General features: G+C 65.6%; 20 protein-coding genes. 12 read left to right on the top strand and 8 right to left on the bottom strand.

The annotated features are described in order from the left end of the window. The first annotated feature begins 3 nt into the window (after positions 1-3). The 5 genes from C9F12_RS17635 to C9F12_RS17655 all read left to right on the top strand — a co-directional run bounded on the left by C9F12_RS17635 (position 4) and on the right by C9F12_RS17655 (position 5244). Entirely contained in the window at positions 4-2460 is a 2457-nt protein-coding gene (locus tag C9F12_RS17635) for a PQQ-binding-like beta-propeller repeat protein (protein ID WP_162816519.1), read from the top strand. A gap of 80 nt (positions 2461-2540) precedes the next feature. Beyond that, the gene (locus tag C9F12_RS17640) at positions 2541-2795 is read left to right on the top strand and encodes a hypothetical protein (RefSeq protein ID WP_045991231.1); all 255 of its coding nucleotides are present in this window, start codon (positions 2541-2543) and stop codon (positions 2793-2795) included. A 315-nt stretch (positions 2796-3110) separates the two neighbouring features. Next, positions 3111-3896, top strand: a complete 786-nt coding sequence (locus C9F12_RS17645; protein ID WP_045991230.1) for an AraC family transcriptional regulator — start codon at positions 3111-3113, stop codon at positions 3894-3896. Between the two features lie 48 nt (positions 3897-3944). Then, positions 3945-4898, top strand: coding sequence for an EamA family transporter (locus C9F12_RS17650; protein WP_204248910.1), 954 nt, complete (start codon positions 3945-3947; stop codon positions 4896-4898). A gap of 109 nt (positions 4899-5007) precedes the next feature. After that, positions 5008-5244 (top strand): hypothetical protein, encoded by a 237-nt coding sequence (locus C9F12_RS17655; protein ID WP_045991287.1) that lies wholly within the window; start codon positions 5008-5010, stop codon positions 5242-5244. A 96-nt stretch (positions 5245-5340) separates the two neighbouring features. On the opposite strand, the gene C9F12_RS17660 is transcribed toward C9F12_RS17655, so the two are convergent. The 3 genes from C9F12_RS17660 to C9F12_RS17670 form a co-directional block, all read right to left on the bottom strand. Continuing rightward, positions 5341-5649, bottom strand: coding sequence for a hypothetical protein (locus C9F12_RS17660; protein WP_045991229.1), 309 nt, complete (start codon positions 5647-5649; stop codon positions 5341-5343). A 115-nt stretch (positions 5650-5764) separates the two neighbouring features. After that, positions 5765-7009, bottom strand: a complete 1245-nt coding sequence (locus C9F12_RS17665; protein ID WP_045991228.1) for a ribonucleotide-diphosphate reductase subunit beta — start codon at positions 7007-7009, stop codon at positions 5765-5767. A 132-nt stretch (positions 7010-7141) separates the two neighbouring features. Continuing rightward, entirely contained in the window at positions 7142-10030 is a 2889-nt protein-coding gene (locus tag C9F12_RS17670) for a ribonucleoside-diphosphate reductase subunit alpha (RefSeq protein ID WP_108132263.1), read from the bottom strand. Positions 10031-10409: 379 nt separating this feature from the next. Here C9F12_RS17670 and C9F12_RS17675 point away from each other — a divergent pair, with 379 nt between their 5' ends. Beyond that, a complete protein-coding gene (locus tag C9F12_RS17675; RefSeq protein ID WP_083970186.1) occupies positions 10410-11123 on the top strand; it encodes a winged helix-turn-helix domain-containing protein in 714 nt (237 codons plus the stop codon). Positions 11124-11127: 4 nt separating this feature from the next. After that, on the top strand, positions 11128-12732 hold the full coding sequence (locus C9F12_RS17680) for an ATP-binding protein (RefSeq protein ID WP_045991225.1): 1605 nt from the start codon (positions 11128-11130) through the stop codon (positions 12730-12732). Positions 12733-12868: 136 nt separating this feature from the next. Here C9F12_RS17680 and C9F12_RS17685 read toward each other — a convergent pair whose 3' ends face one another. After that, positions 12869-13783: a LysR family transcriptional regulator gene (locus C9F12_RS17685; RefSeq protein ID WP_045991224.1), complete on the bottom strand. Its 915-nt coding sequence runs from the start codon at positions 13781-13783 to the stop codon at positions 12869-12871. Positions 13784-13887: 104 nt separating this feature from the next. Here C9F12_RS17685 and metE point away from each other — a divergent pair, with 104 nt between their 5' ends. From metE to C9F12_RS17700, 3 genes are all read left to right on the top strand, one after another. Continuing rightward, the gene (gene metE / locus C9F12_RS17690) at positions 13888-16188 is read left to right on the top strand and encodes a 5-methyltetrahydropteroyltriglutamate--homocysteine S-methyltransferase (RefSeq protein ID WP_108449730.1); all 2301 of its coding nucleotides are present in this window, start codon (positions 13888-13890) and stop codon (positions 16186-16188) included. A gap of 208 nt (positions 16189-16396) precedes the next feature. Then, positions 16397-17152 carry a C-type lysozyme, inhibitor gene (locus C9F12_RS17695; RefSeq protein WP_108132266.1) on the top strand — a complete coding sequence of 252 codons (756 nt, stop codon included), beginning with the start codon at positions 16397-16399 and terminating at the stop codon, positions 17150-17152. Positions 17153-17343: 191 nt separating this feature from the next. Further along, a complete protein-coding gene (locus C9F12_RS17700) occupies positions 17344-17949 on the top strand; it encodes an NAD(P)H-dependent oxidoreductase (protein WP_045991221.1) in 606 nt (201 codons plus the stop codon). Between the two features lie 110 nt (positions 17950-18059). Here the strand turns inward: C9F12_RS17700 and C9F12_RS17705 are convergent, their stop codons facing one another. Continuing rightward, on the bottom strand, positions 18060-19220 hold the full coding sequence (locus C9F12_RS17705) for a metal-dependent hydrolase (protein ID WP_045991220.1): 1161 nt from the start codon (positions 19218-19220) through the stop codon (positions 18060-18062). Then, a complete protein-coding gene (locus C9F12_RS17710; RefSeq protein ID WP_045991219.1) occupies positions 19208-19741 on the bottom strand; it encodes a DNA-3-methyladenine glycosylase I in 534 nt (177 codons plus the stop codon). The genes C9F12_RS17705 and C9F12_RS17710 overlap by 13 nt, the downstream gene beginning before the upstream one ends. Positions 19742-19892: 151 nt before the next feature. Between C9F12_RS17710 and C9F12_RS17715 the strand changes: the two genes are divergently transcribed. Both C9F12_RS17715 and C9F12_RS17720 read left to right on the top strand, forming a co-directional pair. Then, a complete protein-coding gene (locus C9F12_RS17715; RefSeq protein ID WP_108449731.1) occupies positions 19893-20345 on the top strand; it encodes a DUF411 domain-containing protein in 453 nt (150 codons plus the stop codon). 47 nt (positions 20346-20392) lie between these two features. Next, on the top strand, positions 20393-20833 hold the full coding sequence (locus tag C9F12_RS17720; RefSeq protein ID WP_045991217.1) for a VOC family protein: 441 nt from the start codon (positions 20393-20395) through the stop codon (positions 20831-20833). Between the two features lie 133 nt (positions 20834-20966). On the opposite strand, the gene slmA is transcribed toward C9F12_RS17720, so the two are convergent. Together slmA and argB are read right to left on the bottom strand one after the other, a co-directional pair. Then, complete coding sequence (gene slmA / locus C9F12_RS17725; protein ID WP_045991216.1) at positions 20967-21575, bottom strand: nucleoid occlusion factor SlmA; 609 nt, start codon at positions 21573-21575, stop codon at positions 20967-20969. Positions 21576-21711: 136 nt separating this feature from the next. Further along, positions 21712-22617 carry an acetylglutamate kinase gene (argB, locus tag C9F12_RS17730; RefSeq protein ID WP_045991215.1) on the bottom strand — a complete coding sequence of 302 codons (906 nt, stop codon included), beginning with the start codon at positions 22615-22617 and terminating at the stop codon, positions 21712-21714. Between the last annotated feature and the right edge of the window lie 2 nt (positions 22618-22619).

Raw genomic sequence — 22619 nt, forward strand, 5'->3', positions numbered from 1 at the left:
AGGATGGGCAAGAGCGTCGAGCTGGCCCGACTCGAAGTCAAGGATGCCGGAGGTAAGGCGATGGATGACAGGCGTGCCGCAAGGTGGCCAGCACGACTGCTTGGCCTGTTGGTGCTGGCGACAGCGTTGGTTGCACTGGCCGCCGGGGGCTACCTGCTGGCGCTGGGTGGCTCGGCGTACTACGTGCTGGCAGCGGGGGGGCTGGCGCTGACGGGATGCGGCCTGATGGCACGATGGCGCCTCGCCCCGGGGCTTTACGCTTTACTGCTTGGAGCAACCCTTGGCTGGGCACTGTGGGAAGTGGGGCTGGACGCCTGGCGCCTGCTGCCGCGTCTGGGCCTGCCGGCATTGCTGGGGCTGGTGCTGCTGTTGCCCTGGTTCGCCCGCGGTGCCTACGCCTGCTGTAGGCAGGCGCTGGGATTGATGACGCTCTCTTGCTTGTCCTTGCTGCTGTTGCTGGCCTTTCTCCCTGCTGTCGAACCGTCCTTGTCTTCGCGTCCCGAGAGTTCTGGCTCCTCGGTGCCCAAGGCCCCGGCAAACCCCCAGGGTGAGTCCGCCACTGGCCTTGATGCGCTATGGCGTCTCGAGCTGGAGCAGGATAGGGCGGAGGCAGAGGCAGAGGCAGAGGGAGAGACAGAGAGCCACTTGGCCACCGCCTTCCCTCTGGTCATCATCGACGACAGATTGATTGTCTGCACCTCGAGCGGTATCGAAGCCCGCATGGTCGCTACCGGCGAGCGTCTTTGGTCGCACTCGAACAGCGACGGGCACCCGAACAGCGATGGAAAGGGCAACGAGGACAATGTCGAGCCGCTGGGGCCCTGTCGCACGCTTGCCTATCACGATGCCGCTGAGCGAACGCAGGATATGGTCGAGGGCGTCTTTGCGCCGACCCCCGGGGAGGGCGAGCCGGATCCCCTGGAAATGTCGGCGACCCATGAAGGTGCCGGGGAAGAGGGGGTCGCGGAAAGCGATCTGGTCTGTCCGCAGCGGCTGTTCGTTGTCACCCGAGATCGGCGCTTGCTGGCGCTGGATGCCGACACCGGCAGACACTGCGAGAGTTTCGGCACCGACGGCCAGGTCGACCTGGCCGAAGTGGCTGACGTGGCTGACGTGGCTGACGCGGCTGACGCGGCTGACGTAAGTGCCGACACATCCGCCGAGGTGCTGAAGGGAACCGCTGGCATCCAGGTCACCTCGCGACTGGTACTGCTGACGGGGTTCGGCCCCGAGGTGGTGGCGCTGGACATCGCCACCGGCGATCGCATCTGGCGCTGGCGGCCCGAGACGCCAGGCGCCGACAACCTTCGCATCGTCGCCGTCGATGAGACCCAGGGCCTGCTGATGGTGGCTGTCCCTGCTGACCCTGCTGACCCTGCTGCCTCTGGGGCCGAGCGCCGCGACAACACCCGAGATGAGAGTGAGCAGGGCCCGGGGGGCCGGGTGACGGCGCTGGAGGTGACCACCGGTGAACCGCTATGGACGCGAGCGCTGGATCTTGCCCCCATGCCTGTCGATGCGGCGATCACAGCGTCGGCGGCAGCAAAGGATGTTGTCATGGTCAGCCTGGACGATCGACCCCAGGCCGCGGTGGTGGCGACGAGCGAGGGCCGGCTGTTGATGCTGGACATGCCCAGCGGGGAGACCCTGGCGTCGCTCGACCTGATGCCACCACCGCCGCTGTCGGCAGAGACCTGGCGAACCCCGCCCTCTGACCCGAAGGCACTGCGCGAACGCGACATGTGGGGACTTTCGCCGGTGGATCAACTGCTTTGCCGTATTCGCCTGCGGGCCAGGGACAGCGCTGGGCCAGTCACCTTGCCGGCGTCGCTGGAGCGGCTGATCCGACCGACGCTACCCTTGGCGTCACCCCGTGTGGCGCTGAGGCTCGGCCCGGATGGGCAAGCGCTCTACGCCAGCGTCGGCTCCCGTGGTGCCGACCCTCGTCATCCCTGGCTATCCTGCCGTACGCCTCCCTGGGGGGAGCTGGTCAAGGTCGAGCTGTCCACGCTTTACGCTCTGCACGGCAGTGATGGTAGTGATGATAGTGATGGTAGCGATAGCTCGGCGATCGTCTGGCGTCGTACCGTCGGTGACCTCGACGTCGAATTGCCCCAGGAGTTGCGCTTGCCGTTCGAGCTTTCTTTGCCTGTCGGAACGGCGAACCTGTCCACGCCGATGATGCTCGCGGGTAGTTCCGGCGACGCAGCGGTGGTCGTCGCGGACCAGACAAGGTCAGTCGCGCTCTACGCCTTCGCTCTGGATGATGGCCGGGCATTGTGGCGCCAGCGAATGGTCGAGGGGGCGCGGGGTGCAAGCCAACTTACTCACCAGGGCAGGAGCGAGGCGAACGTGGTGGCGCTTGTCCTGCCGCAAGGTGCAGCGCCTTCAGACCAGGCCGCCGAACTGGTGGTGTACGCAGCGCCCGAGGCTTTGCCCCAAGGGGGGGGCACGAAGTGAGCGATGGCGGGCGTCGGTCCCGCCGCGCCCGGCCATGGCTATGCTGAAAAACAACATTGCAGGTTACGCAGGGGGCACCCATGAGAACCATGTTGATTGTCGTCGTCGGGGTGGTCGTGGTCCTGGTGTTGCTGTGGCGCTGCCCCAAGCCGCGACAGCACACCGCCATGTGGATATTCAGCCTCGCCTGGCTGGCGATATGCGCCTGGAACCTGAGCGTCGGGCTGTCGCACGGCTACGCCCTGGGCGAAGAGTTGCTGGTCCATGCGCTGCTTTACGGGGTCCCCGTGGGGCTTGGCTGGTGGCGGGTGTGCAGGGAGCCGTCCTCGATCTGACTGGCGCAGGACAGAGGCTGGCGCTCTGTTCAGTCGCCGGGCGCCTTTTGTTTATAGTGGCCGGGGATCTTGACGCGCTCGCCATTGGGCAGCGTCTTGACGTGGGTGGGAACGTAGACTCGCTTGATGACACTCTTGGATGTCGCCATGACGGACCTCCTGCATGTTCCATGGAGAGGACCTCCGATAGTCCTCATCACTACCAGAGCCTGATGAGGTTGTAAATGAGAGCATATATCTTTTGCCATCAAATCACATTTGACCTGCATCAAGGGAAGCGACCATTGCCTGCGCAGCGAGTGCGGGGCTAGACCGATGAGCACCCACGCCCCCCTGATCGAACATCGACACTATCCAGACCGAGTGTTGAGTGACCGCCACGACTTTCAGCAGCTGTTGCTGGGCCGCGGCGGCATGGTGGAACTGGACGTTGGCGGACGTGGTCTGCGCGTAGGGCCGGGCGTACTGGCCCCGGTCCCCAGCGGCGAGACTCACCACTATCTCGCGCCGGGGGCCAACGACATTCTGGTGCTTGACCTGCCGGTGGCCTGGTGCCAGGCCCTGGGGGTGGAGGGGATCTTCGAAAACGAGCGAGCGAGGGGCTATCGCGCGCCGGCGAGCCTGGTCGAGGCCGCGCCTGCCCCGGGCGCCGGCGTCGAGGCGCTGGCCCGGTGGCTTTCCCGCCTGCAGCACGCGCTGGATGAAGGGCGCGGCAGGCCGCTCCCGGCGCCGCGTCTGCGTCTGCTCCAGCTGCTGCCAAGGCTACGCGGCGAGCTGGCCCACCCCTGGCGCGTCAAGGAGATGGCGGCGCTGTGCCACCTGTCCGAGGCGGTCTTCGCCCGTCAGTTTCGTGAGCTGCTCGGGGTGCCGCCAGCGATCTGGCTGCGTCGTGAGCGGCTGGCCCTGGCGCGACAGTTGCTGGTCGCCCGGACTCGTTCCGGCTCGGCCATGGCCCTCAGCGAGGTCGCGCTGGTCTGCGGGTTCCACGACGCCGCCCACTTTTCCCGCGTCTTCCGCGAGGCCCATGACGTTTCTCCCGGCGCCTGGCGGCGTCAAGCCGCAACCGCCAGGCACTACAGGTCAGAATCGTACAAGACCTAGTGTGGGCGGCTGGCCCACACTCGAGACCTCGGTGCTCTGGAGGTCTTTATGCGCTCTTCCTCATCTTCCTCTTCTTCATCTTCTTCCTCTGCCCAGGCGGGGGCATCCTCCGATGCGGTCGACATCTCGCGTAGGCGCGCCACCTGGATCGGTGCCACCACGGTGCTCAATTGGGCCATGCTGGCCCTCTTTACCCAGTTGTCGGGGCCCGTGCCACCGTTTCTGCTCACCGCTCTGGCGTTCGGCGTGGCCTTTGTGTGCTTTGTGGTCTATCAGTGCCTGCGCGGCGAGGCGGTGCTGGCGCCGATGCGCCAGCCGCCACTGGTCTGGGCGCTGGGCGTCGGCGGGCTGTTCGGCTACCACGCCCTCTACTTTATCGCCCAGCAGAACGCGCCGCCGGCCAACGCCGGCCTGATCAGCTATCTCTGGCCGCTGTTGATCGTGCTGTTTGTCGCTCTGCTGCCCGGCGAGCGCCTGCGCGGGTTTCACGTGGTCGGCAGCCTGCTCGGTTTCGGCGGGGCGGTGCTGTTGATCGGCGGAGACGTCGACGCCGGCGGTAGCCTCCTGGGCTACGCCGCCGCCTTCGCCTGTGCCTTCGTCTGGAGTGGCTATTCGGTGCTGTCCCGGGCCACCCGCACGGTACCCACCGCCGCGGTGGGGGGCTTCTGTCTGGTCACCGCGATACTGGCGGCAGCGTGTCATCTGGCCTTCGAACCCGGCCGCTGGCCCCAGGGCAGCGCCTGGTTCGGTGTCATCGCTCTCGGCCTGGGACCGGTGGGCAGCGCCTTCTTTACCTGGGATATCGGGGTCAAGCAGGGGGACCTGCGGCTGCTGGGTCTGCTGGCCTACTTCACGCCGCTGCTGTCGACCCTGGTGCTGGTGGTGACCGGCTTCGCCGCGCCTACCCTGTGGCTTGCCGGGGCGGCGGTGCTGATCACCCTTGGGATGCTGATCGGCAGCGGCTGGATTGGGCGTAGAAGGTCGTCCCGGGCGTCGGACTGATACCCAGCCGGGCGACTGTATCCTTGGGACAATAGGGAGCCTCAAGCGCGTCTTTCAAACTGGCCTCGGCGTTCGACAATAACGTCGGTCTTCAAGGAGGACGCCAGTCATGAAAGAACACGATTTCGAACTACGTTTTCGACTGCCCCGAGGGGTGAACCCCGAGGATCTCGCCGAGCGGCTGTGTGACGACGGCTGCCGCGACGCCCTGGTCGGCAGGGCCCACGATGATGAAATCGCGCTGCAGTTCTGCCGCGCGGCGGCGTGCTCCGGCGAGGCCATGCGCAGTGCGCTGCAGGATGTGATCAGGGTGGAGCCCAAGGCGAGGTTGCTGGTCAGCCGCTAGGGCTTGTCTGAAGACGCCGACGACGCCGGCAGAGCGCTCGATACACGCAAGGCCCGGTGACGGGCCTTGCGCATTTTTATGCCAGTGAGGCCGTCGTCAATGACTCCTGACGCGATGGCGCGACAAGCGGGTAAAGCAGATCGGTGGGGTACTGGCCGTGCTCATGCGGTCGGTATCGGGCTGCGCCCGCCAGCCGCGATATAGCGCCCAGCGCTTCAAGGCGTCCAGGTTGAGGTGCGGGTGGTGCTCGTCGCGGGGATCGTACTCGGGGGAAGGAAAGGCGTGGGCCAGGTGGTCGTAGCGGGCCAGGGCGCGTTCGCCGCCGTGGGCGGCCAGAGCCCGGTCCAGGGCGGACTGCCAGGCGCGGGTGTCATGCTGCTGGGGTCTTCCATTGGAAACAGCCATGCTGTTGCCCTCCTGAAATCACGTCAGAACATTGGTGGTGTCGCCATTCCCTGGTGGGGTTGTCGGTGGAGTGAAGGAAAGACGCCCGAGCCGTCAGGCCCGGGCGTCGTCTCGATCAATCCCAGCTCAGCGCGCCGCCGACCTGATACTCGGTGACGCGGGTCTCGAAGAAGTTCTTCTCCTTGCGCAGATCGATGATTTCGCTCATCCACGGGAAGGGGTTCTGGGCACCCGGGAACTGCTCCTTCAGGCCGATCTGGGCCAGGCGACGGTTGCAGATGAAGTGCAGGTACTCCTCCATGATCGCCGCGTTCATGCCCAGCACGCCGCGGGGCATGGTGTCGCGGGCGTAGCTGATCTCGAGCTCGGTGCCCTCGAGGATCATCTGGGTGACCTCGTCCTGGAACTCCGGCGTCCACAGCTGCGGGTTCTCGATCTTGATCTGGTTGATCATGTCGACGCCGAAATTCAGGTGCATCGACTCGTCGCGCAGGATGTACTGGAACTGCTCGGCCACGCCGGTCATCTTGTTGCGCCGGCCCATGGACAGGATCTGGCTGAAACCGCAGTAGAAGAAGATGCCTTCGGTGACACAGTAGAAGGCGATCAGGTTACGCAGCAGTTCCTGATCGGTCTCGACGGTACCGGTCTGGAAGTCCGGACGCGCCAGCGACTGGGTGTGCTTGAGGCTCCAGGCGGACTTGGCGGCGACCGACGGGACCTCGCGGTACATGTTGAAGACTTCGCCCTCATCCATGCCCAGCGACTCCACGCAGTACTGGTAGGCGTGGGTGTGGATCGCTTCCTCGAAGGCCTGGCGCAGCAGGTACTGGCGGCACTCCGGGTTGGTGATCAGGCGATACAGCGCCAGCACCAGGTTGTTGGCGACCAGCGAGTCGGCGGTGGAGAAGTAGCCCAGTGAACGTTCGACGATGCGGCGCTCGTCGGCGGTCAGGCCGTCGTTGCTCTTCCACAGCGCGATGTCCGCGTTCATGTTCACTTCCTGGGGCATCCAGTGGTTGGCACTGCCGTCCAGGTACTTCTGCCAGGCCCACTCGTACTTGAACGGCACCAGCTGGTTCAGGTCCGCACGGGCGTTGATCATCTTCTTGTCGTCGACCTCGATCCGGGCGGCGCCCATCTCGAGTTCCTCGAGGCCGGCGGCCACGTCGAGTTCTTCCAGCGACTTGCGTGCCCGGGCCATGCGGTCCTGGTCGGCAGCCTGGTAGTTGCCGGCGCTTTCGCGCACCTCATCCGTTGCCTCGGCAGCCGGGGCCGGGGTCGGCTCGGGTGCCTTCTTCGGCTCAGGTACTTCTGCGGTGGCGGTGTCGTCCTCGTGGAACTCGTCCCAGTTCAGCATTGTTGCGGTCTCCCGATCATCTGATCGGCCGACGCGCCTGGCGTCGGCGTGGGGTTGTCTGGTGGCCCCGGCGGTGCCGGGGCGAGGTGTGCGGGCCTGGCCCGCACGTCCGTCATGGCGTTGTCGCCGGTGTTACTGGCAGGCCTCGCAGCCCAGCTCGTCGATTTCCCCGGCGGACGGCGGACGCTGGCCACCCTTGCCCTTGAGGAAGTCGTCGATGCCGCGGGGCTCCTCGGCTGCGGGTGCCGCCGCCGGTGCAGACGCCTGGGGTGCGGTACCGTTGGAGACGGCGTTGAGCTTGCCGCGGTCCACCGTGGACTTCTCCACCGAAGTGGCGCCGAGGGCGCGCAGGTAGTAGGTGGTCTTGAGGCCACGGAACCACGCCATGCGGTAGGTCACGTCGAGCTTCTTGCCGGACACGCCCTGGATGTAGAGGTTCAGCGACTGGGCCTGGTCGATCCACTTCTGGCGCCGTGCGGCGGCTTCGACCAGCCACTTGGGCTCGACCTCGAAGGCGGTGGCGTACTTGGCCTTGAGGTCGTCCGGGATGCGGTCGATGGGCTGGACGCTGCCGTCGTAGTACTTGAGGTCGTTGATCATGACCTCGTCCCACAGGCCGCGTTCCTTGAGGTCGTTGACCATCCAGGAGTTGACCACGGTGAACTCGCCGGACAGGTTCGATTTCACGAACAGGTTCTGATAGGTCGGCTCGATCGACTGAGTCACGCCGCAGATGTTCGAGATGGTCGCGGTGGGGGCGATGGCCATCACGTTGGAGTTGCGCATGCCTTGGCTGCGCACCTTGTCACGGATGCGATCCCAGTCCTGGGTCTGGCTGGTGTCGACCTCGATATACTGCTCGCCACGCTCGGCCTTGAGCTTGTCGACGGAGTCGATCGGCAGCACGCCCTGGCTCCACAGCGAGCCCTCGAAGCTCTCGTAGCGTCCGCGCTCGGCGGCCAGATCGCTGGAGGCCTCGATGGCGTGGTAGCTGATCAGCTCCATGGAGCGGTCGGCGAAGGCCACCGCCTCGCCGCTGGCGTAGGCGATGCCCTGGGCGTACAGCGCGTCCTGGAAGCCCATCAGGCCAAGGCCCACCGGGCGGTGCTTGAAGTTGGAGTTGCGCGCCTGGGGCACCGCGTAATAGTTGATGTCGATGACATTGTCGAGCATCCGCACCGCGGTGCGCACGGTCTTCTTGAGCTTGTCGTTGTCGAGCTCGCCGTCGACCACGTGCTGCGCCAGGTTGATCGAGCCCAGGTTGCACACCGCGATCTCGTCGGGCGAGGTGTTGAGGGTGATCTCGGTGCACAGGTTGGAGCTGTGGACCACGCCGGCGTGGCTCTGGGGGCTGCGAATGTTGCAGGCATCCTTGAAGGTGATCCAGGGATGGCCGGTCTCGAACAGCATCGACAGCATCTTGCGCCACAGGTCCTTGGCCTTGACCCGCTTGAACAGCTTGAGCTGACCGTTGCGGGTCATCTCCTCGTACTCGGCATAGCGCTTCTCGAAGGCCACGCCGTACAGGTCATGCAGGTCCGGGCAGGTGGACGGTGAGAACAGGGTCCACTCCTCGTCATTGAACACCCGCTTCATGAACAGGTCCGGCACCCAGTTGGCGGTGTTCATGTCATGGGTACGACGACGGTCATCGCCGGTGTTCTTGCGCAGCTCGAGGAATTCCTCGACATCCAGGTGCCAGGTCTCGAGGTAGGCGCAGACGGCACCCTTGCGCTTGCCGCCCTGGTTGACCGCGACGGCGGTGTCGTTGACCACCTTGAGGAAGGGGACCACACCCTGGGACTTGCCGTTGGTGCCCTTGATGTAGGAGCCAAGCGCACGCACCGGGGTCCAGTCGTTGCCGAGACCGCCGGCCCACTTGGACAGCATGGCGTTGTCGCGGATCGCGCCGTAGATGCTCTCGAGGTCATCTGGCACGGTGGTCAGGTAGCAGCTGGAGAGCTGGCTGCGCACGGTGCCCGCGTTGAACAGGGTCGGGGTGGAGGCCATGTAGTCGAAACTGGAGAGCAGCTCGTAGAACTCGATGGCCCGCGTCTCGCGGTCGTCCTCGTTCAGCGCAAGGCCCATGGCCACACGCATGAACATCACCTGGGGCAGCTCGTAGCGGACGTCATCGCGGTGGATGAAGTAGCGGTCGTACAGGGTCTGCAGGCCCAGGTAGGTGAACTGGTTGTCGCGGCTGTGGTCGAGCGCCTCGCCCAGACGTTCCAGGTCGAAGTTGGCAAGCTCGGGGTCGAGCTGTTCGAACTCGATGCCGCGCTCGACGTAGCGCACGAAGGCCGGCTTGTAGAGCTCGGCCATGTCGCCGTAGGTGGCGTCCTCGGCCACGTCGAGGAACGACAGCGCCTCGCGGCGCAGGTTGTCCTGCAGCAGACGAGCGGTGACGTAGGTGTAGTTCGGGTCCTTCTCGACCAGGGTGCGGGCGGTCATCATCAGCGCCTGGGACACACCGTCGATGGTCACGCCGTCGTACAGGTTCTTCAGCGAGTCCTGGACGATCTTGTTGGGGTCGACGTTCTCGAGGCCTTCGCAGGCGTCGAACACCAGGGTCTCGATACGCCCCAGGTCCAGCGGACGACGGCTGCCGTCGGCGGCGGTGACGTTGAGGGTCGGGTGCGGCTTCTCGATGCCGCTTTCCTCGCGGGCGCGGGCGTGTTCCTCGCGGTACAGCACGTAGGCGCGGGCGACCTTCTGCTCGCCGCTGCGCATCAGCGCCAGCTCGACCTGGTCCTGAATATCCTCGATGTGCACGGTGCCACCGTCGGCCAGGCGACGGGCAAAGGTCTGCTCGATGGCCTCGGCGGATTCCTTGACGAAGTCACGGACCCGGCTGGAGGTGGCGGCATTGTCCCCCTCGACGGCGATGAATGCCTTGCTGATGGCCACGGCGATCTTGCCGGCGTCGAAGGGCACCACGTCCCCGGTGCGCTTGATCACGCGCAGCGTGTCGGGGGCGGTGACGGAGACGGACGGTCGGTCCGGGCTAGCGAGGGTATCCATGGCGCCGAGGCTCCCTATGAGGTAAAAAAGTCGTGAAAACAGGCGTGACCAACTGCGAGAAAGAGGCAGTTGACAGGCTTCTGTGATATTGCTAGAGACACATGATGTGGTGTCTCTCTGGATATTCGGACACAAGATAGTGTGCTTCTCACCGGTCATCAAGTGGATAAGTCTGTGGATGAGGTGTGGTCATCAAGGGGGCAACTGGGCACAACCGGCGTGGACGCCGTGGTGGCGGCCTTGATGCGCATCAGGGCGAGGGCAGGCGACAGCGCAAAATTCGGGTATCCTTGTGTTATCGCGTGTGACATTGCTCAGCACCAGTCATTCGGCCAGGTTGGATAATGCCCGGCATTCGCCAAAAGGAATGAGACCCCCTATGGAAGAACGTTCAGAGCAACGAGAACAGGATCACGTACTTATCATCGAAGATGATGAGCGTCTCGCTGGTCTGACGCGGGACTACCTCGAAGCCAACGGCTTCCGGGTGAGCCTGGAGGATGACGGCGGTCGCGGCGTCGATCGTATTCTGTCGCTGCAGCCGGATCTGGTGATTCTGGATCTGATGCTGCCGGGCGAGGATGGCCTGTCGATCTGTCGTCGTGTTCGCAGCGACTACGGTGGTCCGATCCTGATGCTGACCGCGCGGACCGACGACATGGATCAGGTCCTGGGGCTCGAGATGGGCGCCGACGATTATGTGCCGAAGCCGGTGCAGCCGCGGGTACTGCTGGCACGCATGCGTGCCCTGCTGCGTCGTCTTGACGGAGCCGAGGTCAGTGGCGAAAGCCGCTTGACGTTCCAGGACCTGGAAATCGACAACGCCACCCGCGAGGCCTGGCTCAAGGGCGAGCGTATCGATCTGACCAGCGCCGAGTTCGACCTCTTGTGGCTGCTGGCCAGCCACGCCGGTAGGGTGCTGACCCGCGAAGAAATCTTTTCCCAGTTGCGCGGCATCCGCTACGACGGCCAGGACCGCTCCATCGACGTGCGGGTGTCGCGGATTCGGCCCAAGATAGGCGATGACCCCCATCATCCGCACCGCATCAAGACGGTCAGGAGCAAGGGCTATCTGTTCGTGAAGGACAGCTGAACCCATGCGTCGCGCCCTGGCCGACAGTACCTTCCTGCGGGTCTACGTCATGCTGGCGGCGACCCTGGTGCTGGCGCTCGGCGTGGCGATGGTCGGCATGACGCTGATCGACAAGGTGCGCATCGAGCATTATCGCGAACAGCTGGCCGAGGCGCCCATGCACCTGTTGGCGACGATGATCGACAGCATGCCGCGGGGCGAGCGGCGTGAGTGGATGGCCGAGAAGTCCGAGGCGCTGGACATGTCGATGTCGATCGTGCCGCTGTCGTCGCTGTCGCCGAGCTACTTCACCCGTCTTCGACTGCAGCGCGGCGGCGTGCTGGTAGGGCGTGACAGTCCCCATGAGTGGCGCTTCTGGCGGCTGATGCCCGCCGGTGGCGCGGTCCTGCAGGTGTCGCTGTCCGGCATGTCGGAGCGCCAGTTGCGGGGCCTGACCCAGCTCAGCGGGGAATGGCTCGCCAGCCTGCCGGCGGGGGCGCGCCAGGCGAGCATCGACAGCATGACCCGTGGCGATCTGCCGGTATCGATCAGCCAGTCCCCTCCGGATATCCTCGAGCCACGTCAGCGCAACCGCCTGGCCGGTGGCGAGGTGATGATGCAGCTACTGCCCGAGCACTGGTCGGTGGTGCTGTTCATGCAGGTGACGCCGCCCGGCGAAGCCCCCTTCTGGCTGACGGTAGGGCCGATGGCCAGCTACGAGGCGCTTCCGCCGGCGCTGTTGGCGTCGATGCTGGTGCTGCTGATGGGCGCACTGGCGATCGTCATCTACCTGATCGTGCGGGGTATCGAGGCGCGCATGGCGCGACTCGAGATGGCCGCCACCCGGCTTGCCAGCGGTCGCCTCGATACCCGGGTCAAGGTCGAGAGCGGCGACTTTCTCGGGCGTGTCGGCATGGCCTTCAACGGCATGGCCTCCCAGGTGCAGTCGCTGTTGCGGGCCCAGCAGGACATGATCCGCGCTGTGTCCCACGAACTCAGGACGCCGGTGGCGAGGATTCGCTTTGCGGTGCAGATGGTCGAGGACATGTCCGAGGATGCCCTGGTCAGGCGCCAGTTGCAGGGGGTCGACAGCGACATCGATGAACTCGACGATCTGATCGACGAAATCCTCACCTATGCGCGCCTCGACAGCGAGACCATCCACGGTGTCGAAGCTTCCCCCGAACCGGTGGAGCTGCGTGATATCTGCGAGCGGGTGATCGACTCCCTGATGCCATTGCACGGCAATCTTGACGTGCGTCTGACCGCGGGGCCGGAGATCGAGGTCCACGCCGATTCCCGCTATCTGCAACGGGCCACCCAGAACCTGGTGGCCAACGCCTGCCGCCACGCCCGCACCCGGGTCAAGGTCAGCCTGCTCGACGAACCCAACCAGGTGAGGGTCGACGTGGAGGACGATGGGGAAGGGGTTCCGCCGGAGGCACGCCAGGATATCTTCAAGCCCTTCGCCCGCCTGGACGACAGCCGAACCCGCCGCTCCGGCGGCTACGGGCTGGGGCTGTCCATCGTGCAGAAGGTGATGGCCTGGCACGGCGGCACCGTCAGCGTGGACGAGAGTCCCGGCCTGAAGGGCGCGCGCTTCTCGCTGATCATCCCCCGCCGGGTCTGAGAATCTGCCCGCGGGCCAACCTGAATGCCGGTGAACGGCCCCTGTTTCGGGCGGGCCTGATTCGTTCAGCGCCTCGACGATGCTTTCTGCTCAGGCCGGCTTGATCCCTTCCAGTACCGCAAAGGACGTCTCCCGCTCAGGCCGGCTTGATCCCTTCCAGCACCGCAAAGGACGTCTCCCGCGCGGTGCGCAGGAAGTCGACCATCCACGGCGCTTCCCGGGTGTCCTCGCGGATCGCCGCGAAGAGCGTGCTCCAGACACCATCCTCGCCGAGCGCGACGGCCTTGACGTAGTCCCGCTCCAGGTACTCGGTCAGTGCCCAATTGGGCAGCGCACAGACTCCGCGACCGCTGGCCACCAGTTGCATCATCATGATCGTCAGTTCGGCGGTGCGCACCTCCCTGGGGGTGACGCCGGCCGGGTCGAGGAACTGGGTGAACACATCCAGACGCGAACGTTCCACCGGGTAGGTGATCAGGGTCAGGTCGGCCAGATCCTGGGGCGAGACGTGGGAGCGCCCGGCCAGGGCATGCTGACGCGCCACGGCGAGCAGGCCTTCGTAGCGAAACAGCGGCTCGTAGTGAACGCCGGGCAGGGGTTGGGGGTCGGCGGTGATCACCAGATCGAGCTGCTCGCGGGCCAGCGCCGGCAGCGGATCGAAGTGGTGGCCGCCGGGGATGTCGATCTCGACCTCCGGCCAATGGTCGCGGAAGTGATCCACGGTGGGCATCAGCCACTGAAAGCAGCTATGACACTCGATCGCCATGTGCAGGCGGCCCTGCTCGTTGCCGGCCAGGCGCGCCAGGTCACGCTCGGCCATGCGCACCTGGGGCAGGATCTGTTCGGCCAGGTTCAAGAGGCGCAGCCCGGCCCGGGTGAACTCCACCGGCCGGGTCTTGCGCAGGAACAGTGGCCCGCCCAGACGCTCCTCCAGATCCTTGAGCTGGTGGGACAGCGCCGACTGGGTCAGGTGGACCCGTTCGGCGGCCTCCACCAGGGAGCCGGCGTCGCGCAGCGCTATCAGAGTGCGCAGATGACGGAGTTCGAGCATTATCGTGAGCTTCTTTCATAGTAAAGATTAAGAAGTTTAGTTTGATTCACCCTTCGGATGCCAGCGACACTTCGTCGTATCATTCATGATCAAGGTGAATCACCATGACTTTTTCTCATATTCTGGGGTATCCCCGCATCGGTGCCGACCGCGAGCTCAAGCGCGCCACCGAAGCCTACTGGAAGGGCGACGCCGATCGGGCCAGCCTGGAGGCGACCGGTCGCGAGTTGCGCAAGCGTCACTGGCAGGATCAGCGCGAGGCGGGACTGGACCTGGTGACGGTGGGCGACTTCGCCTTCTATGACCAGGTGCTAAACGTGTCGCTGCTGCTGGGTGCCGTGCCGGCGCGTTTTGCTGCCAAGGCCGAGCTCGAGCGTGGTGAAGTCGATCTGGACACCGCCTTTCGCATGGCCCGGGGCCGCGCACCCAGCGGAGAACCCGCTGCCGCCTGCGAGATGACCAAGTACTTCGATACCAACTACCACTATCTGGTACCGGAACTGCACCAGGGTCAGGACTTCCGCCTGGCCAGCACGCGGCTGTTCGACGAGGTCGTCGAGGCGCAGCAGCAGGGGCACGCGGTCAAGGTGGCGCTGGTCGGGCCGCTGACCTGGCTGTGGCTCGGCAAGGAGCGGGGCGAGTCGTCCTTCGATCGTCTGGCGCTGCTCGATGGTGTGCTGGCGGTCTACGCCGAGGTGTTCGCCAGACTCGCCAAGCTGGGTGTGGAGTGGGTGCAGCTCGACGAGCCGGCCCTGGCCCAGGACCTGCCCGGCGACTGGAAGGTAGCCTTCGAACGTGCCTACCATCATCTGCAGGGGTCGGGGGTCAAGCTGCTGGTGGCCAACTACTTCGGCGGCCTCGGCGACAACCTGACCCTGGCGGTCAATCTGCCGGTGGCGGGGCTGCACCTGGACGCCGTGCGTGCCCCACAGGAGGTCGAGACGGTGGTCGACCGTCTGCTGCCTCACAAGGTGCTGTCGCTGGGCGTCATCGACGGACGCAACATCTGGCGCGCCGACCTGGCTGCCCTGCGCGATCAGTGGACCAACGCCGCCAGCCGTCTGGGCGAGCGTCTGTGGATCGCCCCCAGCTGCTCGCTGCTGCATGTGCCGGTGGACCTGGAGCGCGAGACCGAGCTCGACGCCGAGTTCAGAAGCTGGCTGGCCTTCGCTCGCCAGAAGCTCGACGAGACCGTGACCCTGGCAAGACTGCTCGCTGGCCGGGTGCGACCCGAAGACGAGGCGCTGCTGGCGGCTTGCGTGCAGGCGATTGCCTCGCGGCGTGAGTCGCCACGCATTCATCGTCCCGAGGTCGGTGCACGCCTGGCGGCGCTTGGCGAGGCCGACAGCCAGCGCCCGAGCCCCTATCTGCAGCGCGCCGAGCAGCAGCGTCGCGCCCTCGGACTGCCGCTGTTTCCGACCACCACCATCGGCTCCTTCCCCCAGACCGCTGAGATTCGCGCTGCCCGTCGTGACCACAAGGCAGGACGCCTGTCCGCTGACGACTACCACACCAGGATGCGCGAGGAGATCGCCCAGGCGGTGCGGCTGCAGGAAGAGCTGGGCCTGGACATGCTGGTCCACGGCGAGGCCGAGCGTAACGACATGGTCGAGTACTTCGGCGAGCAGCTCGACGGTTACGCCTTCACCCGCTTCGGCTGGGTCCAGAGCTATGGGTCACGCTGCGTCAAGCCACCGATCCTGTTCGGCGACGTGAGCCGTCCTGCACCGATGACGGTGGAGTGGAGCCGCTACGCCCAGTCGCTGACCGGGGCGCCGATGAAGGGCATGCTGACCGGCCCGGTGACTATGCTGCAGTGGGCCTTCGTGCGTGATGACCAGCCTCGCGCGACCACCTGCCGCCAGATTGCCCTGGCACTGCGTGACGAGGTGTGTGACCTGGAGGCGGCGGGCATTCGCGCCATCCAGATCGACGAGCCGGCGCTGCGGGAAGGTCTGCCGCTGCGAAAGGCCGAGTGGCAGGAGTATCTGGACTGGGCGGTGGAGGCGTTCCGCCTGTCGGCCAGCGGCGTAGCGGACGCGACCCAGATCCACACCCACATGTGCTACTCCGAGTTCAACGACATCATCGCCTCCATCGCCGAGCTGGACGCCGACGTCATCACCATCGAGACCTCGCGCTCCGACATGGAGTTGCTCGACGCCTTCCGTGACTTCGACTATCCCAACGAGATCGGACCGGGGGTCTACGACATCCATTCACCGAACCTGCCCGAGGTGGACTGGATGGTGGCGCTGATGGAAAAGGCCGCCGAGCGCATCTCGCTGGAGCGGCTGTGGGTCAACCCGGACTGCGGCCTCAAGACCCGTCAGTGGGAGGAGGTGACACCGGCGCTGGCCAATATGGTCCAGGCCGCCAAGGAGCTGCGTCGACGCCACGCCTGACGACCGAGCCGCACTAGAGGGCCCATGACGCCGGGAAGCGCGGTTGAAAGTTCGTCGATTGTGCGAGGGGGCGATCCCATGGTGGCAGAGCCGCGCCTTTTGACGATGTGGCTGGTAAGCTTCGCCAGTAGGCCCCGACAGGGACACGCCAGACGGCACCTGGCGGGGCCACGGAATCGTACTGATGTCGTGATCGAAGGAGCCTGTCATGTGTCGTCCCGCTGTCGTCTCACCCCTCCTTGTCGTGATGCTGAGTGGACTGGTGGGGTGCGCCACTACCAGCGCTCCCGGTCCTGCCAGCGAGCAGACCGATCGCGCGGAGCGGCGCGGTTCCTTTACCGATGCGCCGGTGGAGCAGAAGGCGCCGCTACTGCCCTCTGCCTACTTTGTCGGTGATGGCGCTACCTTCGTTGGCTGGCGCTGTTCGCCGAGTCAGGACATGGTCTCGGCGACCCAGGAGGATTCGCTCAGGTTGTGGACCACCCACGGTGCCGAGCAGTTGCCCCAGGCGGTGGTGGACCAGGGCGAGCGTTACCAGCGAGGGGAACTCAGCGCCCATATCATTGGTGATCGGGCGGTGATCAAGAGCTCCCGCGGTCGGCTCGAGTGCGAGGCCCGTACCCGCCGCGACTCCCTACGGCGCAGCGACAAGCCCGGGGTGATGTTCCTGGCCCGGGGCAACGAGCCAGGCTGGCACCTCGAACTGGCCAATGACGTGCCGCGCATCGACATGAGTCTGGACTACGGCGAGCGTGAAGTGAGCCTGCCCTATCGCGTCACCACCCTGGACAACGGTGCCGGTCGAGTGATCCTGGAAAGCGGCCGCGCCGATGCGCCCTTCGAGCTGCGCATCGAGGCCGGTGCCTGCTTCGATGATATGGCGGGCACGCCCTGGCCGGCCCAGGTCACCTTGAACGTCAACGGACGTCAGCTGCAGGGGTGTGGGCAGGGCATCGCGCCCTGACGGGGGGCGACGTGGACGCGCTTGGCAAGCCGACGAAAGCGTCCTTGGCTTGTGTAGCCAGCACACGCGAATAAAGCGCCGAGCGGCGCTTTATTCGTTTTTATCGAAAGATATTCCGAGATTTATTCGCTTTTCGACAATTTTATTGGCGGTAAACTGTGCGCAGACATCATCTTCCACAGGAACTCGCCATGACCCGCGTACTGCTTGTCACCTCATCCATCCTCGCCGACCAGGGCCAGTCCACCCAGCTGGCACGCCACTTCGAGCGCCTGGCGCGCCAGCGTGACGATATCGAGATCACCCATCGCGACGTGGTCGCCGACGACCTGCCACACCTGGGCCTCGACGAGCTGTCCAGCTGGCAGGTGGCGGACGCAGAGCGCAGCGAGGCACAGCGCGAGCTGGCGACACGCTCCGATGAGCGTCTCGCCGAGCTCGAGGCCCACGACGTGCTGGTGCTCGCCGCGCCACTGTACAACCTGGGCATTCCCTCCCAGCTCAAGGCCTGGTTCGACCGTATCCTGCGCGCGGGCAAGAGCTTCCGCTACACCGAGGATGGCCCGGTGGGGCTGCTCGAGGGCAAGCGTGCCATCGTGCTCGGCGCTCGAGGCGGTCAGTACGCCGGTAGTGCTCTGGATACCCAGACACCGCACCTGCGCCATATGCTGGGCCTGATCGGCATCAATGAGGTCGAGACGGTGTTTGCCGAAGGGCTCAGCATGGGTGACGAACACAAGGAAGCGGCCCTCACCACTGCCCACGCCGAGATCGAGGCGCTGGTCGCCAGGCTGTAAGCCGCGCCCGAGGTCTGAAGACACTGATTCGCACGCCGCCGTGGCCAGGGCCACGGCGGCGTGCGTATGGTGATCGTCGCTCAGGGAAGAGGCCGACACCCGGCCGGGTGTCAGCGAGCGTCGCAGTCGTCGCCTGCGCCCAGATGCCAGCGGGAATCGACGAAGTCAGCGACACACAGCGCGGGCTGTGGTGACAGCATGCGCTCGAACAATTGTCCCATGGGACGCTGGCTTGCGCTCATCGGCAGTTGCAGGGTCGGTTCCAGGGTGCGCCAGGCGCCATTCTGGCGTTGCGCCAGGGCGAAGCGAAACGGATGGAAGCCGGGAAAGCCCAGGCGCAGGTCGGTGGCCAGCAGACGTTCGGCGTCTCCCTTGCGCTCCACCTCGTAGCGCACAAAGGGGCCAGCGAACCAGGCCAGGCGGCGACCGCTGTCGAGCGCCAGGGCGGCAGCCTCGAGTTCGGTACCGCGTCGAAACAGTTCGACGACCGGGCGGGTATCTCCGTCGAGCAGGCCGACCAGCGTCTCGGCGTGGCGATCGCCGTCCACGGCGGTGACCCGCCACAGCAGGATCGAGAAGGGCGCCGGCTGGATCAGGCGCGGTGCCTCGGCCATGCCGACTCGGTCGAGCGCCTCGTCGGCCCTGGCATCGACCCAGCCGCGCGCGCCCAGCGCCAGCAGCAGGTACAGCGTCGAGATCACCAGGCCCCAGCTGGCGGCGCGTTGCAAGGTCGCTGGCCGATGGCCACGCCACAGTGCGATCACCAGCGCGACCAGCAAGGCCAGGGTGTAGGCCGGGTCGATGATGAACACCAGCGGGGTGGCGCTGGGCGCGGTGACCTCGAGTGGCCACCACAGCTGGGTGCCGTAGGTGGTCAGCGAGTCCAGCAGCGGATGGGTCACCAGGCACAGCCAGAAGAACAGCCACCAGCGCAACAAGCCAAGGTGTTGCAAGTCCCGGTTCAGACCCGAGCTCAAGCCCCGGCCCTGTGCCGGGGGCGGGCGTCTGGCCCGACGCTCGGCCAGTCGCTGGGCTAGTCGCTGAGCTAGCCCGGCCAGCACCAGCGAGAGCCCCGTCAATACGAAGAGCGAATGACTGAAGCCACGGTGGTAGGTGACATTGGCCACGGCGTCGCCGTAGTCGATCAGCACGTCCAGGTCCGGCAGGCTGCCGACCACCGCGCCGGCGAGCAATGACTTGCGGCCCAGGTGACGGCCCAGAACCGCGCCGCCCAGGGCCGCGCCGAGGGCGGCCTGGGTCAGCGAGTCCATGGTGGCGCCGCCGCCAGTACTCGGGCTTGCACCGGGCAGTCGTCGCGGTGGGCGCCGGCCAGGTAGCCCGCGCTCATCAGGAACTCCTTGACGATCTCCGGCCCGGTAAAGCGAAAGTGACGCTTGAACAGCTTCACCCAGTCAGCGTGCTCACGTGGGTGGTGGGCATCCAGCCAGGCCTGGAAGCCGCCGTGGGACTCCCGCATGGCCTGGATCACCCGGGCGTTGTGGATCACCGCTTCGATCTTCAGGCGGTGACGAATGATGTCGGCGTCGGCCAGCAGACGTGCCCGATCATCGTCGTCGTAGGCGGCGACCCGATCGACGTCGAAACCGTCGAAGGCGCGCTTGAAGCCCTCGCGCTTCTTCAGCACCGTAAGCCACGACAGACCGGCCTGATTGATCTCGAGTGCCAGGCGCTCGAACAGGTCGGACTCGCCTCGGATCGGGAACCCGTATTCGCTGTCATGGTAGGGCCCGTGCAGCGGATGCCCCGGGGCCAGGTCGCAGTACTCGCTCATGCGGCTTGCTCTTGTTGGTAGGATGTCTCGATTCCCTTGGGACCGATCTGCGCTAGGACAAAAAGGGTACCGACTCGGCATACCCTTGATGGCGCGATTCTGCGATCCTGAGGCCTGTCCTTCTCTTTTTTCCGTCAGGAGATCATACGCGATGACACGTCTTTCTCGCGCCCTGGGCGCCGTTCTCATGGGTGTCTTCAGTCCGCTCGCACTGGCCGCCGGCCTGGACATGCACAAGGATCCCAACTGCGGCTGCTGCAGCGCCTGGGCCGAGCATATGCGTGAGGCCGGCTTCGAGGTGCGTCTTCACGATAGCCCCGACATGGCGGCGGTCAAGCAGCGCCTGGGGGTTCCCCAGGCGTTGGCGTCCTGTCATACCGCTACCCTGACCAATGAAGACGGCAGGCGCTACCTGATCGAGGGCCATGTCCCCGCCGAGCAGGTGGCCTGGCTGCTGGAGACGTCCCCGGATATCGATGGTCTGGCGGTGCCGGGCATGCCCCATGGCTCGCCCGGGATGGAGACCGGTCGCCTCGATGACTACGCGGTGCTTGGCTTTACAGTCGACGATGGCCGCGCCAAGGTAGTGGCCCGTTACCCTTGAGCTCGCGCAGCAGACGCGGCCTACCCCTGAACTCCGAGGAGACCCGAATGCAATTTCTACACACCATGGTGCGTGTCAGCGACCTCGACGCCTCTCTGCACTTCTATTGCGACCTGCTGGGCCTCAAGGAGGTGCGTCGCAAGGACAACGACAAGGGACGCTTTACCCTGGTGTTCCTGGCGGCGCCAGAGGACGAGGAACGCTCAAGCCAGCTCAACGCGCCGGAGCTCGAGCTGACCTGGAACTGGGACCCGGAGGAGTACCAGGGCGGACGCAACTTTGGCCACCTGGCCTATCGCGTCGATGACATCTACGCCCTGTGTCAGAAGCTCATGGACAACGGCGTGACCATCAACCGGCCCCCCCGCGACGGCCATATGGCCTTCGTCAGGAGCCCGGACGGCATTTCAGTGGAACTGCTGCAGAAGGGCGACGCCCTGGAACCCGCCGAGCCCTGGGCCTCGATGGAGAACACCGGCAGCTGGTAGCGAGCGAAAGGCCGCTGTCGATCGTGCCAGCGAGCGGCGCCGAAGGGGCAGCGAAGGGATGGGGGAGCTGACTCCCCCATCGACGCCTTGTCTTGCAGCTTGCCACGTGACCCGCCGCGCGGGCGTCGTTTGCTCAGGCGGGGATGGCGCTGTCTCTCAGCAGGTGTGACGACAGTGCCGGCCACTGGTCTTCCCAGTGCTCGGTGGGGCGGTGGCGGTAGTCGCTGCGCACGTACTGGGCGATGCGTCCCTCGATCTGGGCGGTCAGCAGGTTGGCGCCGGCGCTGGCCGGCATCGCCAGCCGGCGACCCTCGCGCAGCTCCGCCTCGCGTAGTACCTGCTTGAACTGGGTATCCAGCCGCTCGAACAGCTGGTGGATACGCTGCCTCAGTCGCGCCGTCTCGCCGGTCAGTACGTCGCCGCCCAACAGCCGCGACAGGCCCGGGTTCTTTTCGGTGAAGGCCAGCACCAGGGTCATGATCTGATGGCAGCGCGGCAGCGCTTCCTGCTGCTCGTCGAGGATGCGCGTGATGCGCTCGAACAGGGTCTCCTCGATAAAGCTGATCAGGCCCTCGTACATCCTGGCCTTGCTCGGGAAGTGGCGGTAGAGCGCTGCCTCCGAGACGCCGACCTGGCGCGCCAGGGCGGCGATGGTGATGCGCTTGCCGCTGTCTTCTTCCAGCATCAGGGCCAGCGCCTGCAGTATCTGGTCCCGCCGACTTGGGGTCTTTTCCTGCGTCATGATATCGAATTCTTTTGTCGTTGATGGCCCGCCGGGGCGCCGGCGGGCGAGTTCCCTTGCGTCCGGAGCTTGTGCCCGGTTCGCACTTCCTTGCGTCGTTATCGTGTCGCTTTCGTATCGCCTTGGTACGGGTACTTCAGTTGGGCGATTCGTTGGTGATCAGGGTGCCGACACCCGCGTTGGTAAAGATCTCCAGCAGGGTGGCGTGGGGCACCCGGCCATCGACGATATGGGCGCTGACGACCCCGTCCTTGACCGCGTCGAGGGCGCAGCGGATCTTCGGCAGCATACCACCGTGGATGGTGCCGTCGGCGATCAATTCGTCGACCTGAGCGGTGGAAAGTCCCGTCATCACCTCACCGTCGCGGTTCATCAACCCGGCCACGTTGGTCAGCAGCATCAGCTTCTCGGCGCCGAGCGCCTCGGCCACCTTGCCGGCCACCAGATCCGCATTGATATTGTAGCTGCGACCCTCGCCGTCGACCCCGATGGGGGCGATCACGGGAATGAAATCCCGGGCGGCGAGCATTTCGATCAGGTCGGTGGAGACGTGTTCCACTTCGCCCACATGGCCGATGTCGATGATCTCGGGCGCCGTCATTTCCGGGCTCTGGTGCTCGACCTTGAGCTGGCGCGCGCGGATCTGGGCGCCATCCTTGCCGGTCAGGCCGATGGCCTTGCCGCCGCACTGATTGATCTGGTTGACGATATCCTTGTTGACCAGTCCGCCGAGCACCATCTCGACCACGTCCATGGTCTCGGCGTCGGTGACACGCATGCCACCGACAAAGCGCGACTCGATGTTGAGCTTGGCCAGCAGATCACCGATCTGGGGGCCGCCGCCGTGGACCACCACCGGATTGATGCCGACTTCCTTCATCAGCACCATGTCCCGGGCGAAGGAGTCGATCAGGGCGTCCTCGGTCATGGCGTTGCCGCCATACTTGACCACCACGGTCTTGCCGGAAAATTTCTGGATATAGGGGAGGGCCTCGGAGAGGACCTCCACCACCAGGCGCGGATCGCGTGCCTGTTCGCTCATGG

It is taken from the genome of Halomonas sp. BN3-1 (assembly GCF_003056325.1).
Taxonomy (GTDB): domain Bacteria; phylum Pseudomonadota; class Gammaproteobacteria; order Pseudomonadales; family Halomonadaceae; genus Halomonas; species Halomonas litopenaei.

Excerpts from the sequence above, each read along its gene's own strand:
- C9F12_RS17635 (WP_162816519.1), top strand. The coding sequence starts at position 4 with ATGGGCAAGAGCGTCGAGCTGGCCCGACTCGAAGTCAAGGATGCCGGA.
- C9F12_RS17640 (WP_045991231.1), top strand. The coding sequence starts at position 2,541 with ATGAGAACCATGTTGATTGTCGTCGTCGGGGTGGTCGTGGTCCTGGTG.
- C9F12_RS17645 (WP_045991230.1), top strand. The coding sequence starts at position 3,111 with ATGAGCACCCACGCCCCCCTGATCGAACATCGACACTATCCAGACCGA.
- C9F12_RS17650 (WP_204248910.1), top strand. The coding sequence starts at position 3,945 with ATGCGCTCTTCCTCATCTTCCTCTTCTTCATCTTCTTCCTCTGCCCAG.
- C9F12_RS17655 (WP_045991287.1), top strand. The coding sequence starts at position 5,008 with ATGAAAGAACACGATTTCGAACTACGTTTTCGACTGCCCCGAGGGGTG.
- C9F12_RS17660 (WP_045991229.1), bottom strand. The coding sequence starts at position 5,649 with ATGGCTGTTTCCAATGGAAGACCCCAGCAGCATGACACCCGCGCCTGG.
- C9F12_RS17665 (WP_045991228.1), bottom strand. The coding sequence starts at position 7,009 with ATGCTGAACTGGGACGAGTTCCACGAGGACGACACCGCCACCGCAGAA.
- C9F12_RS17670 (WP_108132263.1), bottom strand. The coding sequence starts at position 10,030 with ATGGATACCCTCGCTAGCCCGGACCGACCGTCCGTCTCCGTCACCGCC.
- C9F12_RS17675 (WP_083970186.1), top strand. The coding sequence starts at position 10,410 with ATGGAAGAACGTTCAGAGCAACGAGAACAGGATCACGTACTTATCATC.
- C9F12_RS17680 (WP_045991225.1), top strand. The coding sequence starts at position 11,128 with ATGCGTCGCGCCCTGGCCGACAGTACCTTCCTGCGGGTCTACGTCATG.
- C9F12_RS17685 (WP_045991224.1), bottom strand. The coding sequence starts at position 13,783 with ATGCTCGAACTCCGTCATCTGCGCACTCTGATAGCGCTGCGCGACGCC.
- metE (WP_108449730.1), top strand. The coding sequence starts at position 13,888 with ATGACTTTTTCTCATATTCTGGGGTATCCCCGCATCGGTGCCGACCGC.
- C9F12_RS17695 (WP_108132266.1), top strand. The coding sequence starts at position 16,397 with ATGTGTCGTCCCGCTGTCGTCTCACCCCTCCTTGTCGTGATGCTGAGT.
- C9F12_RS17700 (WP_045991221.1), top strand. The coding sequence starts at position 17,344 with ATGACCCGCGTACTGCTTGTCACCTCATCCATCCTCGCCGACCAGGGC.
- C9F12_RS17705 (WP_045991220.1), bottom strand. The coding sequence starts at position 19,220 with ATGGACTCGCTGACCCAGGCCGCCCTCGGCGCGGCCCTGGGCGGCGCG.
- C9F12_RS17710 (WP_045991219.1), bottom strand. The coding sequence starts at position 19,741 with ATGAGCGAGTACTGCGACCTGGCCCCGGGGCATCCGCTGCACGGGCCC.
- C9F12_RS17715 (WP_108449731.1), top strand. The coding sequence starts at position 19,893 with ATGACACGTCTTTCTCGCGCCCTGGGCGCCGTTCTCATGGGTGTCTTC.
- C9F12_RS17720 (WP_045991217.1), top strand. The coding sequence starts at position 20,393 with ATGCAATTTCTACACACCATGGTGCGTGTCAGCGACCTCGACGCCTCT.
- slmA (WP_045991216.1), bottom strand. The coding sequence starts at position 21,575 with ATGACGCAGGAAAAGACCCCAAGTCGGCGGGACCAGATACTGCAGGCG.
- argB (WP_045991215.1), bottom strand. The coding sequence starts at position 22,617 with ATGAGCGAACAGGCACGCGATCCGCGCCTGGTGGTGGAGGTCCTCTCC.